A 13,757-nucleotide genomic window follows, 5' to 3' on the forward strand; every position below is an offset into this window, starting at 1 on the left:
GGACCTCCTGGTGTTGGGGACAAGGACAGCTTCGCATGACGGCGCTCAGGACGCGAAACTGGCCTCGACCTTGGGCTGTGGGGTTTCCCGGTCGATCCGCACACCGGGCATGGCGATCAGGGCGACCAGCGCCACGAGGGCGCCCGCGACCCCCAGCGAGGGGATGACCAGGGCCGCGGCCGAGGCGTGCGCGGCGGCCAGTCCGTGCAGCGGCGCCTCGGTGGCGATGACGGAGGTGTAGGCGGTGCCGGCCAGGGCCAGGGCGACCGAGCCGCCGATCTGGCGGAAGAACGTCAGGTTGGCCGAGGCCGTACCCATGTACTGGGGCGGCACCGAGTTCGACACGGCCACGGTCAGGCCGGAGAGCATCGGGCCCATGCCGAGGCCGATCAGCGCCATCCACCCGACGAGCACCCAGGGCGGCGTGTCCAGCGTCAGACCGGCGCACAACAGCGTGCCCACGACCAGCAGGAACGGCGCCGCCACCAGCCACGGCTTGTAGACGCGCGTCCGGCTGATCAGCGCGCCCACGACCATGCTGCCCACCACCATGGCCAGGGTCAGCGGGTAGATCCGCAGCCCCGACTCGGTGGCGCTGGCGCCGAGCGCCTCCTGGAAGTAGCGCGGCAGGAACACCACGCCGGCGAACATGCAGAAGGCGGTGAAGAAGGAGGTCACGTTGACCAGCGTGTACGTACGGTTCCGAAACAGGTGCAGGGGCATGATGGGCGCCTCGGCCCGCATCTCCACCACCACGAACACCACGAGCGACACCAGAGCCAGCGCGATCGGCCCGATCACCGGCACGCTGGTCCAGGTGTGGCCGTCGAGCCCCTTCTCGGTCAGGCCGATGAGCAGCGAGCTAATGCCAACTGTGAAGACCCCGATTCCCAGGTAGTCGGGCCGCCCGCCGCCATGTCCCGGCCGGCGCGGCAGGCGCAGCACGATGATCGCGATCAGCACCAGGCCGATCGGCACGTTCACATAAAAGGCCCAGCGCCAGCTCGCGTGGTCGGTGAAGAGCCCGCCCAGGAACGGCCCGGCGAGGTAGCTGAGCGCCATCACTCCGCCCATCGCGCCCTGCACCCGGGCTCCGCCCTTCTCCGGCGGGAACAGTTCGAGCACCAGGGCGATCGACAGCGGCAGCAGCGCGCCCGCGCCCAAGCCCTGCAACGCGCGGAACAGGATGAGCTGCGTCATGTCCTGCGCCACCCCGCATAGCGCCGACCCCAGGAGGAACACGGACATGCCGATCAGCAGCAGCGGCTTCCTGCCGTGCTGGTCCGACAGCCTTCCATAGAGGGGCACGGTCACGGTCGAGGTCAGCAGGTAGGCCGTGACGACCCAGGTGTAGAGATCGACGCCGCCCAGTTCCGTGATGATCCGCGGCAGGGCCGTACCGACGATCGTCTGGTCGAGCATTCCTAAGAACATGCCGCCGAGCACGGCGACCAGCAGGAGGCCATCGCCTCTGCGCTTCGTGTCAGTATTCACGTGTGGAGAGTGACATGTAAGGATTGACATGTCAACCCTTTGCTATGCTTGCCGACATGTCCCTACGGATCGCGCTGCTCGGGCTCCTCGACGCCAAGGGGCCGGCCAGCGGCTACGACCTGGCGAAATCCTTCGAGCGGTCGCTCAATCACGTCTGGCAGGCCGGGCACACGCAGATCTACCCGGAGCTGGTGAAGATGGCCGCCGACGGGCTGGTGGCGGTCGAGTCGGAGGGGGCGCGCGGACGGAAGATGTACGCGATCACGCCCGAGGGCGCGGAGCAGGTGCGCTCCTGGCTGGTCGAGCACGAACCGGTCGGTGCGATACGCAGCGAGGTGGCCCTCCAGGCGTTCCTGCTTCCGCTGCTCGACAGGGAGTCGGCCATCGCGGTGGTCGAGCGCATCAGGGCGGGGTTCCAGCAGCGGCTGGCCGTCCTGGAGTGCAAACCCGAGGACGGATCGAGGCTCGGCCGGTACGCGCTCAACCTCGGCCTCACACAGGGCCGTTCGGCGCTCGCCTGGGCCGATGAGACCCTGGCCGAGCTGCGCGGGCTGGAGCCGGCCGACCAGCCGGCCCCAGCCCACTTGCTATAGATCTAAGAAGCGTCCAGCTAAGAAAGCAGGGACAGCTCCTCGGCGGTGAGGACGAGGTCGGCCGCGGCGGCCGAGTCGATGATGCTCTCCGGCCTGCTGGCCCCCGGGATGGGGATCACCACCGGGCTGCGCGCCAGCTCCCAGGCCAGGCAGACCTGCTGCGGCGACACGCCCCGCGCCGCCGCCACCGTGCCGAACGCCGTGTGCTTGCCGCCGAGCTCGGACGCCGAGCTGATGCCGCCCAGCGGCGACCACGGCAGGAACGCCACCCCGAGCTCCGCGCACACGTCGATCTCCGGCTCGCTGGTCCGGAACTTCGGCGAGTACTCGTTCTGCACACTGGCCAGCCGCCCGCCCAGGATCTCGTGGGCGAGCCTGATCTGCTCCGGATTGGCGTTGGAGATGCCCGCCATCCGGATCTTCCCCGCGTCGAGCAGGTCGCGCAGGCCGCCGAGCGTCTCCTCGTACGGCACGGCGGGGTCGGGCCGGTGATGCTGATAGAGCCCGATCGCCTCCACCCCCAGCGCCTTCAAGGAGCGCTCGCACGCCTCGGCCAGGTAGTCCGGCCGGCCATTGACCTGCCACCCGCCACCCTCTATGCGAGTGTGGCCGCCCTTGGTGGCCACGAGCACGTCGCCGGTGTCGCCGCTCCAGCTCGCCAGGGCCTTGGCCACGATCCGCTCGTTGTGACCCACCTGGTCGGCCGACGGTGTGTAGGCGTCGGCGGTGTCGATGAGGGTGACTCCCGCGTCGAGCGCCGCGTGGATGGTCTTGATCGACTGGGCTTCGTCGGGCATGTGCCCCGCTACGGACATGGGCATGGCGCCGAGCCCGATGGCGCCGACATGGGCCTGGCCAATAGATCGTGTGTTCATGAACCCATCCTCCTCATGCCGCGGAGTCAGGTCGAACCGGGGTCAGGCGCCGGCAAAGCGGATGGTCACGTGCGAGCCATCGCAGAACGGCTTGTTCCTCGAGCTTCCGCACCTGCAGAGCGTGACCCGGTTGCGTACCTCGTAGTCCTGGCCGTCGGCCGAGGTGACCGGAATGCCGCCGCGTACCCAGATCGGCCCGCCCACGCCCGCCACCTCGTCCTCGACGATGCCGATGGACGGCGGCAACTCGGGCTCGATCGGCGCGCGAGACGCCCAGGCGGTGAGCCGGCCCGACGGGCAGTGCGCGGCCTGTCGCGCGGCGGTCTCGCCCTGTCCGGGGATCTTGAGGAGCTTCCATACCTGCCCGTCCGCATCGCAGAAGCGGGCGAAGGCACAGAACGCGGGCGCGTCGGTGAGCGCCAGCTCGGGCCCGGCCTGCTCCTCCGCCTGCCCCAGGTATGACCGCTGCGAGGCGGTCTCCGTGCCGTCGAACCGGACCCGCTCGTGGCTGCCGTCGCAGTAGGGCTTGTTCTGCGAACGGCCGCAGCGGCAGAGCTCGTACGACTCCGCGACCGGATATTCCTCGCCCTGGACCCACTTCGTCGACTGGCCCATCGCGTCGCCGCCGATGACCTGCCTGGCCATGGGGACCGATCCGGTCACCACGTAGGGACCGTCAGGCGTCACCTCGATGCGCATACGTCTCCACCTCCCGCGGGCGGGGGGCCGTGGACCATGCTTCCCGGCAGGCATCGGCCGAAACCCGCAGGCCGAGGCCGGTCTGGCCGCCTGTCTAGTCGCGGATGTTCTGCGCCAGCTGGGCGAGAATCTCCTCGAACGAGGCGGTCTGCTCCTCGCTGAGGCCCACGCGCAGGCGGGTGTCGAAGGCCATCGCCACCTCACGCAGCCGGTGGAACAACCGCTCCCCCTCCTCGGTCAGCTCGACCACGTGGACGCGCCGGTTGGCGGGGTCCCGGCGGCGGGTCAGCAGGCCGCCGCTCTCCATCGCGTTGAGGTGGTGGGTCAGCGTCGCCCCCTGGATGCCCACCGCCTCGGCGAGCTCGCGCTGGTTGCCCAGTTGCCGGGACTTGATCGAGATGAGGATCTGCCAGACCGGGGCCGACCCGCCGACGGAGGCGAGCGCGTCGTCGAAGGCCCGGCTCACGGTCCTGGCGGTGTTGGTGAGCAGCAGGCCGATCGGTGGCCGGAAGGGTGGCATCATGCCGCCAAGTTTAGCAGTGACATCTAATCGTTTGACATCTAATGCTTCGATATCTATCGTCAAGGGCATGCAGCCAAACCCTTCCCTCAATGGCAAGGTCGCGGTCGTGGCGGGGGCCAGCCGCGGCATCGGTGCCGTCACCGCTCGCGCCCTGGCCCAGGCCGGCGCCGCCGTGGTGCTCGGCGCCCGCGACACGCAGGCGGTCGAACAGGTCGCCGCGGACATCCGCTTCGACGGCGGGCAAGCGCTGGCCGTATCCCTTGACGTCGGTGACGCGGCGTCGAGCGAGCGGCTGGTCCAGCGGGCGCTGGAAACCTTCGGCCGGCTGGACGCGGCCTTCAACAACGCCACCGACGGGCCGATGCCCGCGCCGCTGGCCGACATCGATCCCGACGAGTTCGACCGGGGCATTCGCACGAACGTGCGCGGCACCTTCCTCGGCATGAAGTACCAGATCCGGGCCATGCTCGCCTCGGGTGGCGGGTCGATCGTCAACATGGCCTCGCTCGCCGGGCTCCAGGGCCACTCGGGCCTGAGCGCGTACGTGGCGGGCAAGGCCGGGATCATCGGACTGACGAAGGTGGCCGCGCTCGACTACGCCGACCAGGGCATCAGGGTCAACGTGGTCGCCCCCGGCCCGATCCTCACCCATCACCTGGAGGCGGCGGGCGAGGAGGCGCAGCGCCTGGCCGGGCTGTCGACGCCCATGCGGCGCATCGGCCGGTCGGAAGAGGTGGCCGCGGCGGTCGTGTGGCTCTGCTCCGACCAGTCGTCGTTCATCACCGGAGTGACCTTGCCCATCGACGGCGGGCAGGCGGCGGGCAACAAGCCCCCGCGCATGTACCGCCAGGGCCAGCCTATGGAGAGACAGGAGATCTGATCATGACCATCGACCAGCGACTCGACGAACTCAGCAGGCAGTGGATGGAGGCCGAGCGCCGCGGCGACACCGCAGCGCTCGACGCGCTCGCCGTGCCCGACTTCACCCTGGTGGGGCCGCTCGGCTTCATCCTGAACAAGGACCAGTGGCTGGCGCGCTACCGCGGTGGCGGCATGGTCACGCACGAGATGAGCTGGGCGGACGTCACCGTACGGGAATACGGCGACACGGCGGTGGCCATCGGCGTGCTGGCGCAGCGCGCCGCGTACCAGGGCACACCGGCCGACGGACGCTTCCGCGTCACCCAGATCTCGGTCAAGGACGGGGACCGGCGCCTGCTGGCGAGCCTCCACTACAGCCCGATCGCGGCGCCGCCGGCCCGCCCCTGACCCCGCGACGTCAGCGGCCGGGCTCCTCGAAGAGGGCCTGGGTGGCGGCGAAGGTCTGGGCGGTCACGTCCTCCTCGGCCTGCCGGGCCGCCTCCATGAGGGCCTCGCACAGCGCCTCGGAGCCCAGCCGCATCGCTCGCGGCGCGATGTGCACGCTCGCCAGCCCGCCGCTGGGCAGGACCTCGACCGTCACCTGCCCGTCCGCCGCCACACCGCGCCCCCTGGCCGACTCCAGTCGGCGCCCCACTTCCTCGAACTGAGCCGTCTGTACCGCGAGCTGCGCCAGCGCCCGGTCGATCTCCGGATCGCCGCTCCTGGGTATGGTCATGCCGGCTCCTTATCGGTGGAGGATGAACGCCCGGGGGGCGTGCGCCAAAGCGGATCGGAGCGATCCCTGGACGGACATGTCCCCGTTGGCGACCAGCGCGTAGAGGGTCGCCGCCGACGTGGTCCGCCGGAAGAAGTTGCCCATGGGACCGGTGCCGAGCATGGTCTCGGTGAATCTGGTGGCCGGGATGAACTTGCGTACGTCGCGCAGGGCCTTGATACCGCCGTCATAGGCCAGTTCGGCGACGAAGTGCTTGCCCGCGTACTCCCACAGGTTGCCCATCGGCTGGCCGGTGGCGGCGGAGCTCGCCGCGTGCACGCCGGTCTTCACTGTGGCCCACACGACCGAGTCGGCCACGGCGTCGAGTCCTTCGCGCACCGCGTACGTGCCCACGTTGAACTTGCCCACCTTCGCGGCCAGGATGGTCTTCATCAGCTTCTGGAAGATCGTCTTCTCCAGCCTGGCCCGCGCCACGAGCCACTTGAACACGCCCTCGGCCGCGATCCTGGCCGCCGGGTAGAGATAGCCGAACATCATGGTGAACGCCATGGCGGCCAGCTGGGTGCCGATGATCTTGAGCTGTTCCCGGTGTTCCTCCACCGCGTCGGCGTAGTCGTCGCAGCCGTCGGCCAGCTCGTTCAGCGCCGCCCGCATGGCGGCGTAGCGAGGGGCGAGCTGGTCGGGCCACACGTCCGCGAAGCGGTCGACCGACCGGCTGTCGTTCGTCTTGAGCACGCCCGCGACCCCGCTCTCCGTGTGCTGCGCGAGCGTGCCGATCGCCTTGGCGAACTCGCGCAGCTCCGTCGCGCGCGCCCGCAGGTTGGACACGTCGGCCACGGGCACGTGTACGTCGGCGAACCAGGCGAGCGCCTGGAACGGATCGAACATCAGGCACCTTCCCTGGCCGGCGGCGTCACGGGGATCGGCGCGTCAGGGAGGTCCAGGGCCGCGGGCAGGGACGCGATGATGTCCTGCTCCAGGTAGTCCCAGAGTTTCTCGAGGCTGCGCAGATTGCCGGCCGCTGTGAAGTTCTTCTCGGCGATGGCGTCCATGTGATGGGTCAGGGCGGCGTAACCGGCGTGGTACCACTCGGCCCAATCGATACCCTCCTCGTCGCCGCCGACGAGGCCGGAGGTGCTTCCCAGCTTCCAGGAGTTCAGCCGGCGCTCCACGACGTCGTCGCCCAGCTTGTCGAAGAGTCCGGCCAGCTCGCGAATGGAGTTCCAGTCGATCTGCACCTGGCCCGACGCGCCCGGCGGCCCGCCGGGCGTCGGGGGCGGGGTCGGGGTCGGGGTCGGGGTGTACGAGGGGGTGGGCGTCGGCGTGGGGCTCGACGCGTCCGGAGGGGTGCTGGACGGCGGGCTCGATGGCGTGGGGGTGCCCGATGGGGAAGGGGTGTCCGACGGAGTCGGGGTCGCCGTGTCCGACGGGGTCGGGGTGGGTGTGTCCGACGGGGTCGGGGTCGGGGTCGCCGTGTCCGACGGGGTCGGGGTGGGCGTGGGTGTATCCGTGGGCGTGGGTGCCGGGGAGTCCGTGGGCGTGGGTGTCGCGGTGGGAGTGTCCGACGGGGTGGGGGTGCCCGTGGGACTGGGCTCCTCAGTCGAATCCGCCATTTACCTTCCCCCATTACAAATACGTTAATTCGCGACATAAGCACGCTAGTGACAGAAAATTACTCACACGTTAATAAATCCGTCACCAGGGTTAATTTGCTGACATCCAAGTCGGCAGCTCGCGCAACAAACCACCCAGCCGATCGACCGATTCCCGCTCGGCAACCCCGCGCATGGCCGACACCTCGACCCGTTCGCACACCTCGGCCGCCTCGATGAGCCCGACGGTCGCGCAGCTGCCCTTCAACCGGTGCGCGAGCGCGGCCACCCGGGCCAGGTCTTGACCGCGTTCGGCTTGGCGGAGCTCGTCATAGATCGCCATGGCCGTCGAGAGGAACACCTCGGCGATCTCCGTGATATCCCCCTGCGACAGCCCCGCCAGCTCCGGCGGGACCTCTGACGTGGCGGCCCACAGCGGCACCTGGGTCACGACGTACTGCCAGTCCACCGGCTTGGCCAGGTGGTCGTCCATGCCCACCGCCAGGCAGCGAAGCCGGTCGTCCGGCATCGCGGCGGCGGTCATCGCGATGATCGGCGTGCGCGGCTCCTCGCGCCGCCTGATCTCGGCGGTCGCGGCCAGGCCGTCGAGAACCGGCAACTGGCAGTCCATGAAGACCAGGTCGTACCCGCCCAGGAGCACCGCCGCCACGGCCTGCTTCCCGTCGGCGACGGAGTCGACGTGGTGGCCCGCCCTCCGCAGGACCAGCTCGGCCACCTGGCGGCTCACCTCGTCGTCCTCGGCGACCAGGATCCGCGCCGGTGCGGCGCCGTCGACCGGCACATCCGGCGTTTCGCCGCCCTGCGCGGAGGCAGGCACGGAACCCGGCCCAGCGCCCTGCGCGGAGGCAGGTACGGAACCCGGCCCAGCGCCCTGCGCGGGAGTCAGCGCGTTCTCTACGGCGGCGAGCAGCCGGCGGCGGCTGAGCGGCCGGGTCACCGACTGCACGGTCCGCTCGGCCACCGAGATCGGCCAGGCGCGCCCCGGGCGCCCCGGTGTGACGAGCACGACGACACCGGCGTCTCGGAGCAGCGGATCGGCCGGCTCCCCGTCGGCCAACGCGAAATCGAGGTCGAGGTCGATGACCGCCAGGTCGAACGGACGTCCCGCCGCGGCGCCGGCTCGCAGGGCGGCCAGGGCGGCCGGGCCGTCGGAGGCCGTCTCCACCACCAGACCGGCATCGTCCAGGATGCGCCCGGCCAGCGCGAGGTCCTCCGGCCGGGCGTCGGCGACGAGCACCCGCCGTCCGCGCAGCGCGGGCGCGGCCGGGGCCGACCACGTCAGTACGTCCACCGGCAGCGTCACCCAGAACCGGCTCCCCACTCCCTCGACGCTGTCCAGCCCGATCTCACCGCCCATCAGCTCGGTAAGCTGCCTGCTGATGGCCAGGCCGAGGCCGCTCCCGCCGGTCCGCCGGGTGATCGGGGAGTCGACCTGACGGAAGATGCCGAAGACCCGCTCCAGGTCGCCCTGCCCGACGCCCACACCGGTGTCGGTCACCGTGAACCGCAGCGTGACCCGGTCGTCGCCGGGACCGCCTTCGTCGAGGGTCACCTCCAGGTCGACGCCACCCTTGACGGTGAACTTCAGCGCGTTCCCCACGACGTTGGTGAGCACCTGCCCGAGACGTACCGGATCGCCGAGCACCTGTTGCGGCAGGCTGTCGCCGAGCCGCGAGGTGAGCCAGAGCCCCTGCTGGTAGGCGTGCGGCGCGAACGGGGCCACCACCTCGTCGCAGAGCCGGAGCAGGTCGAACGGCACCGACTCCACCTCCAGATGCCCCGCCTCGATCTTCGACAGGTCGAGGAAGTCATCGAGCAGCCGGAGCAGGCTCCGCGCGGATTCCTGCGCCGTGCTCGCGTAGTGGCGTTGCTCGCCGTCGAGCCGGGTCTCCAGCAGCAGGGAGTTCATGCCGAGGACGCCGTTGATCGGGGTGCGGATCTCGTGGCTGATCTTGGCGAGGAACTCGGACTTGGCGCCGGACGCGCTCACGGCCTCGTCCCGGGCCACGGCCAGCTCGGCGGCGTACCGGGCGAGCGTCCGTTGCGCCCGGCGCCGGCCGCGCGTGGTGTGGATCTGCAGGCCGAACCCGATGAGGATCAGCAGCGCCAGGACGGCGGCGATCGACAGCACCCGTACCCGGAGTTGCTCGGCCGAGGCGAGCGCCGCGTCGGCGGGCACCTCGGCGGTGACCGTCCAGCCGACGTCGGGGATGGGCTCCGACGCCGACAGCACCTTCCCGCCGGCGTCGTGGTGGGTGGTGAAGAGGGTACGGCCGGCCAGCGCCGCGTCCACCCTGGGGTCCTCGCGCAGGGAGGTGAGGGCGTAGAGCTTCCTGCCGGGGTCGGCGACGAGCACGCCCGACTGGTCGGTGATGAGCAGCCGGATCCCCTGCGCCTCGGCGGCCTGCGAGGCGAAGTCCTGGATGGCGTCCAGGCTGTAGACGACGGCCAGGACGCCCAGCACGCTCTTGCCGTCGGCGCTCGGGATCACGGCGGCCGCGGCGACGGCCCTGGACACGCCGCGCATCGTGGGCGTGTACGCCTGGGAGATGTAGGGTCGCAGGCGATCGCGGACGGCGACGTACCAGTCGGTGCTGCTGACGTCCTGGGGCAGCACGCTCGTCGGCTCGGCGCCGGCGATGTCGCCCCGGAGCCCGATCACGATCACGCCGCCGACTCCGGCGCGCATCCTGCCCAGTTCCTCGCGGAACCCGATCATCGTCTCGCGGCTCACCGCCTTGCCAGAGGTCGCCGCGGCGCGCACCGCGGGCCGCTGGGCGTACGCGCTGACGAGCTGCTTGAGCGAGCCAAGCTGCTGCTCCACCACGACCCGGCTGACCGAGGCGGTGGTTCGCACCCGGTCGCCGACCTCGTCGCCGACCGCTTCCGCCGACAGCGTGATGCTGGACGAGGTCAGCAGCGCCAGCGGGAGCAGGCCGAGCAGAATCCACAGCGCCGTCACTGCCAGGAGCCATCCGCGCTCTCTCACCAGTGATCACCTCCCCCACGGCTCACCGGCCGCTGACACGCATCACACAGTAGGAGGGAAGAGCTTGGGGCGAAGCCCCGCCCTGAGCAAAAGGAGCAGAAGGCGATTGGTTGTAACACGACATCCCTAAGATGCCCGCGTCGATCACAGTCGAGCTAGGAGTGTGGCGATGCCTGGAGCGGCGGACATCACCGTTCTCATCGTGGACGACGACCCGGTCGTGACCGCCGCGTTGCACGCCCAGGTGAACCGTGTCTCCGGGTTCAAGGTGGTGGGGATCGCACACACCGGACAAGTGGCGCTCGCCGCCGCCCACCGGTTCGCGCCGCGGCTGGTGCTGCTGGACCTGCACCTGCCCGACCTGCCCGGGCTGGAGGTCGCGCACCGGCTGCGGCGCCCGGACCAGCCACCCACCGACGTGATCGTGATCTCCGGCCACAAGGAGTCGGCCGCGGTGCGCGCGGCCATGCAGCGCGGCGCCCTATACTACCTGGTCAAGCCGACCAGGGCCGGGATTCTGGAGCAGACGTTGCTGCGGTACGCGGCGACGGTCGAGCAGTTGGGCTCGGGCGGCAGGTTCGTCGAGCAGCAGGAGATCGACCGGATTTTCCGCTCGCTGCATCTGGACGCGTCTCCCCGGGCGAAGAGCATCTCGGCGGCGACCGAGCAGGCGGTGCTCGACGGGCTGGCCGCGGCCCAGGACGACCTGTCGGCGCACGAACTCGCCGAGGCCATCGGCGTCAGCAGGGCGACCGCCCGCCGCTACCTGGAACACCTGGTCGAACGGGGACAGGTCGAGGCCAGGCTGAGGTACGGACCGACGGGCCGCCCGCAGCACCGGTACTGGGTGCGGTGAAGCCGGTCAGGGCGCTGCTCGCCGTACTCGCGTGCCTGGCGCTGGCGGCCTGCGGCTCCTCCGGAGAGCCCGCGTTCCCCGAGGGCTCCACCATGGCCCGCGTCCAGCGAAACGGCCTGCTCACGGTGGGGATCAAGTTCGACTACCCGCTGTTCGGGTTCAAGGATCCGGACAGCGGGCGGATCACCGGGTTCGACGCGGAGATGGCCAGGATGGTCGCCAAGGACCTGACCGGCAGTGAGCGCAACGTCCGCTTCGTGGAGACCCTGCCGGTCCAGCGCGAGGACTTCCTGCGGCAGGGGGTGGTGGACCTCGTCATCGCCACCTACTCCATCACGCCGGCCAGGAGCCAGGTCGTCGGTTTCACCGAGCCCTATTACCAAGCCGGGCAGGACGTGCTGGTCAGAGCCGGGGACAAGCGCATCGACGACGTGGCGGACCTCGACGGCCGGGCGGTGTGCACGACCACCCGCTCCACCTCCCTGGACCGGCTGCGGGACCGCGTGCCCGGCGCCCGACTGGTGGTGGTCGACAACTCCAGCGAATGCGTGCCCGCCCTCACAGCCGGCCGCATCGACGCCATCAGCACCGACGACACGATCCTGCTCGGCCTGGTGAACCGGCGGCCGGACGCGCTCAGGCTGGTCGGCCGGCCGTTCGGCCGCGAACCGTACGGCATGGGCGTCCGCAAGGAGGACGTGGTGTTCCGCGACTACCTCAGCGGGCTGATCGGGCGCTGTCTGCGAGACGGCCGGTGGGATCGGGCGTTCAGGGACACCATCGGCCTGTCCGGCGCGACCGCCGCACAGGCCAAGCCGCCCGTCACTCACTGACGGCCGGTCAATCACTGAGCAGAACGCGCACAACCCTCTGCGTGACACAAGCCGCTCCTACCGTTGCGCCAACGCGGACGGAAGGAGCATCACCCGTGTCCGATCAAGGGCTGGTCGTCCTCGACCAGGTCAACAAGCGCTTCGGCGATCATCACGTGCTCAGGGACGTCGAGCTGAGCGTACGGCGGGGCGAGGTCGTGGTGATCATCGGCCCGTCGGGCGCCGGCAAGTCCACCCTGTGCCGCGCGATCAACCGGCTGGAGACCATCGACTCCGGCACCATCACGATCGACGGCACGCCGCTGCCCGAGGAGGGGCGGCAGCTGGCCCGGTTGCGAGCCGAGGTCGGCATGGTGTTCCAGTCGTTCAACCTGTTCGCGCACAAGACGGTCCTGGAGAACGTCGTGCTCGGGCAGGTCCACGTACTGAAGAAGAGCAGGGCGGACGCCGAGAAGAAGGCGTACGAGCTGCTGGAGCGCGTCGGCATCGGCGGCCAGGCGGGCAAGTTCCCCGCGCAGTTGTCAGGTGGCCAGCAGCAGCGCGTCGCGATCGCCCGCGCGCTGGCCATGGAGCCGAAGGTGCTCCTGTTCGACGAGCCCACCTCGGCGCTCGACCCGGAGATGGTCAACGAGGTGCTCGAGGTGATGACGGCGCTGGCCCGCGAGGGCATGACCATGGTCGTCGTCACGCACGAGATGGGCTTCGCCCGCCGGGCCGCGGACCGCGTGGTGTTCATGGCCGACGGCGAGATCGTCGAGCAGAACGCCCCGGACGACTTCTTCGGCACCCCGCGCAGCGAGCGCGCCAAGTCGTTCCTCGCCAAGATCCTCACTCACTAAGGACGCGTCATGTTTGGAAGATCCCTTTACGCGGTGTTCGCCGTCGTCGCCCTGACCGCCACCGCCACTGCCTGCGGCGGCGGCCAGGACACCTACGACTCGGTCGTGGACAAGGCCAAGAACGACAAGAAGCTGGTCATCGGGGTGAAGGCCGACCAGCCGGGGCTCGGCCTGCGGACGCCGGACGGCGGCTTCTCCGGGTTCGACATCGAGGTCGCCAAGTACGTGGCCAAGTCGCTCGGCGTCGAGGCCAAGGACATCACGTTCAAGGAGACGGTGTCGGCCAACCGGGAGGCGTTCCTGCAGCAGGGCCAGGTGGACATGGTGGTGGCGACGTACTCCATCACCGACGCGCGCAAGCAGAAGGTCTCCTTCGCCGGACCGTACTTCGTGGCCGGTCAGGATCTGCTGGTCAGGGCGGACGACACGGCGCTGACCGGCCCCGACACGCTGAACGGCAAGAAGCTGTGCTCGGTCGCCGGCTCGACCCCGGCGCAGAAGGTCAAGGAGAGCTACGCCAAGCAGGTGCAGTTGCAGGAGGAGCGGACCTACTCCGCGTGCGTGGACCGGGTGCTCGGCGGCCAGCTCGACGCGATCACCACGGACAACGTGATCCTCGCCGGGTACGCCGCCCAGCACACCGGCAAGCTCAAGTTGGTCGGCAAGCCGTTCAGCACGGAGAAGTATGGCATCGGGCTCAAGAAAGACGACTCGGCGGGCCGCAAGGCCGTCAACGAGGCGCTGACCACGATGTTCGCCGACGGTAGCTGGAAGAAGGCGCTGGAGAGCAGCTTCGGCGGAGCCGGCTTCACCGTGCCGGAGGCCCCGAAGCTGGAGCAGTACTGA

Annotated in this window: 16 protein-coding genes; 8 read left to right on the top strand and 8 right to left on the bottom strand. The window is 70.0% G+C overall.

The genetic code is table 11. The features are described 5' to 3' along the window. Positions 1–45: 45 nt before the first annotated feature. Positions 46–1,494 carry an MDR family MFS transporter gene (locus AB0C30_RS46015; RefSeq protein ID WP_357956169.1) on the bottom strand — a complete coding sequence of 483 codons (1,449 nt, stop codon included), beginning with the start codon at positions 1,492–1,494 and terminating at the stop codon, positions 46–48. A 56-nt stretch (positions 1,495–1,550) separates the two neighbouring features. On the opposite strand from AB0C30_RS46015, the gene AB0C30_RS46020 reads away from it, so the two are divergent. Beyond that, the gene (locus tag AB0C30_RS46020) at positions 1,551–2,087 is read left to right on the top strand and encodes a PadR family transcriptional regulator (protein ID WP_357956171.1); all 537 of its coding nucleotides are present in this window, start codon (positions 1,551–1,553) and stop codon (positions 2,085–2,087) included. A gap of 17 nt (positions 2,088–2,104) precedes the next feature. Here the strand turns inward: AB0C30_RS46020 and AB0C30_RS46025 are convergent, their stop codons facing one another. The 3 genes from AB0C30_RS46025 to AB0C30_RS46035 form a co-directional block, all read right to left on the bottom strand. Further along, positions 2,105–2,962, bottom strand: coding sequence for an aldo/keto reductase (locus tag AB0C30_RS46025; RefSeq protein WP_357956173.1), 858 nt, complete (start codon positions 2,960–2,962; stop codon positions 2,105–2,107). A gap of 42 nt (positions 2,963–3,004) precedes the next feature. Next, positions 3,005–3,661 (bottom strand): CDGSH iron-sulfur domain-containing protein, encoded by a 657-nt coding sequence (locus AB0C30_RS46030; protein WP_357956176.1) that lies wholly within the window; start codon positions 3,659–3,661, stop codon positions 3,005–3,007. Positions 3,662–3,755: 94 nt separating this feature from the next. Beyond that, positions 3,756–4,184: a MarR family winged helix-turn-helix transcriptional regulator gene (locus AB0C30_RS46035; RefSeq protein ID WP_357956179.1), complete on the bottom strand. Its 429-nt coding sequence runs from the start codon at positions 4,182–4,184 to the stop codon at positions 3,756–3,758. Positions 4,185–4,251: 67 nt separating this feature from the next. On the opposite strand from AB0C30_RS46035, the gene AB0C30_RS46040 reads away from it, so the two are divergent. Together AB0C30_RS46040 and AB0C30_RS46045 are read left to right on the top strand one after the other, a co-directional pair. Continuing rightward, on the top strand, positions 4,252–5,064 hold the full coding sequence (locus AB0C30_RS46040) for a glucose 1-dehydrogenase (protein ID WP_357956180.1): 813 nt from the start codon (positions 4,252–4,254) through the stop codon (positions 5,062–5,064). Positions 5,065–5,066: 2 nt separating this feature from the next. Continuing rightward, the gene (locus AB0C30_RS46045) at positions 5,067–5,453 is read left to right on the top strand and encodes a nuclear transport factor 2 family protein (protein ID WP_357956182.1); all 387 of its coding nucleotides are present in this window, start codon (positions 5,067–5,069) and stop codon (positions 5,451–5,453) included. Positions 5,454–5,463: 10 nt separating this feature from the next. Here the strand turns inward: AB0C30_RS46045 and AB0C30_RS46050 are convergent, their stop codons facing one another. From AB0C30_RS46050 to AB0C30_RS46060, 3 genes are read right to left on the bottom strand one after another with little or no spacing between them, the layout of a single operon-like run. Further along, complete coding sequence (locus AB0C30_RS46050; RefSeq protein WP_357956184.1) at positions 5,464–5,781, bottom strand: YbaB/EbfC family nucleoid-associated protein; 318 nt, start codon at positions 5,779–5,781, stop codon at positions 5,464–5,466. Positions 5,782–5,790: 9 nt separating this feature from the next. After that, positions 5,791–6,669 (bottom strand): hypothetical protein, encoded by an 879-nt coding sequence (locus tag AB0C30_RS46055; RefSeq protein WP_357956186.1) that lies wholly within the window; start codon positions 6,667–6,669, stop codon positions 5,791–5,793. Beyond that, positions 6,669–7,019 carry a hypothetical protein gene (locus tag AB0C30_RS46060; RefSeq protein WP_357956189.1) on the bottom strand — a complete coding sequence of 117 codons (351 nt, stop codon included), beginning with the start codon at positions 7,017–7,019 and terminating at the stop codon, positions 6,669–6,671. Before AB0C30_RS46060 ends, AB0C30_RS46055 begins: the two co-directional genes overlap by 1 nt. Here AB0C30_RS46060 and AB0C30_RS46065 point away from each other — a divergent pair. Then, the gene (locus AB0C30_RS46065) at positions 6,997–7,422 is read left to right on the top strand and encodes a hypothetical protein (protein ID WP_357956191.1); all 426 of its coding nucleotides are present in this window, start codon (positions 6,997–6,999) and stop codon (positions 7,420–7,422) included. The two genes, AB0C30_RS46060 and AB0C30_RS46065, sit on opposite strands and share 23 nt — an antisense overlap. 63 nt (positions 7,423–7,485) lie before the next feature. Here the strand turns inward: AB0C30_RS46065 and AB0C30_RS46070 are convergent, their stop codons facing one another. After that, positions 7,486–10,383, bottom strand: a complete 2,898-nt coding sequence (locus AB0C30_RS46070) for a response regulator (RefSeq protein ID WP_357956194.1) — start codon at positions 10,381–10,383, stop codon at positions 7,486–7,488. A gap of 169 nt (positions 10,384–10,552) precedes the next feature. Between AB0C30_RS46070 and AB0C30_RS46075 the strand changes: the two genes are divergently transcribed. The 4 genes from AB0C30_RS46075 to AB0C30_RS46090 all read left to right on the top strand — a co-directional run bounded on the left by AB0C30_RS46075 (position 10,553) and on the right by AB0C30_RS46090 (position 13,757). After that, complete coding sequence (locus AB0C30_RS46075) at positions 10,553–11,239, top strand: response regulator (RefSeq protein WP_357956197.1); 687 nt, start codon at positions 10,553–10,555, stop codon at positions 11,237–11,239. Further along, a complete protein-coding gene (locus AB0C30_RS46080) occupies positions 11,236–12,072 on the top strand; it encodes a glutamate ABC transporter substrate-binding protein (protein WP_357956199.1) in 837 nt (278 codons plus the stop codon). Before AB0C30_RS46075 ends, AB0C30_RS46080 begins: the two co-directional genes overlap by 4 nt. A 95-nt stretch (positions 12,073–12,167) precedes the next feature. Further along, positions 12,168–12,911 (top strand): amino acid ABC transporter ATP-binding protein, encoded by a 744-nt coding sequence (locus AB0C30_RS46085; protein ID WP_308016144.1) that lies wholly within the window; start codon positions 12,168–12,170, stop codon positions 12,909–12,911. A gap of 9 nt (positions 12,912–12,920) precedes the next feature. Continuing rightward, positions 12,921–13,757: a glutamate ABC transporter substrate-binding protein gene (locus AB0C30_RS46090; protein ID WP_225292269.1), complete on the top strand. Its 837-nt coding sequence runs from the start codon at positions 12,921–12,923 to the stop codon at positions 13,755–13,757.

This window comes from Nonomuraea sp. NPDC048901, assembly GCF_040649695.1.
Classification (GTDB): domain Bacteria; phylum Actinomycetota; class Actinomycetes; order Streptosporangiales; family Streptosporangiaceae; genus Nonomuraea.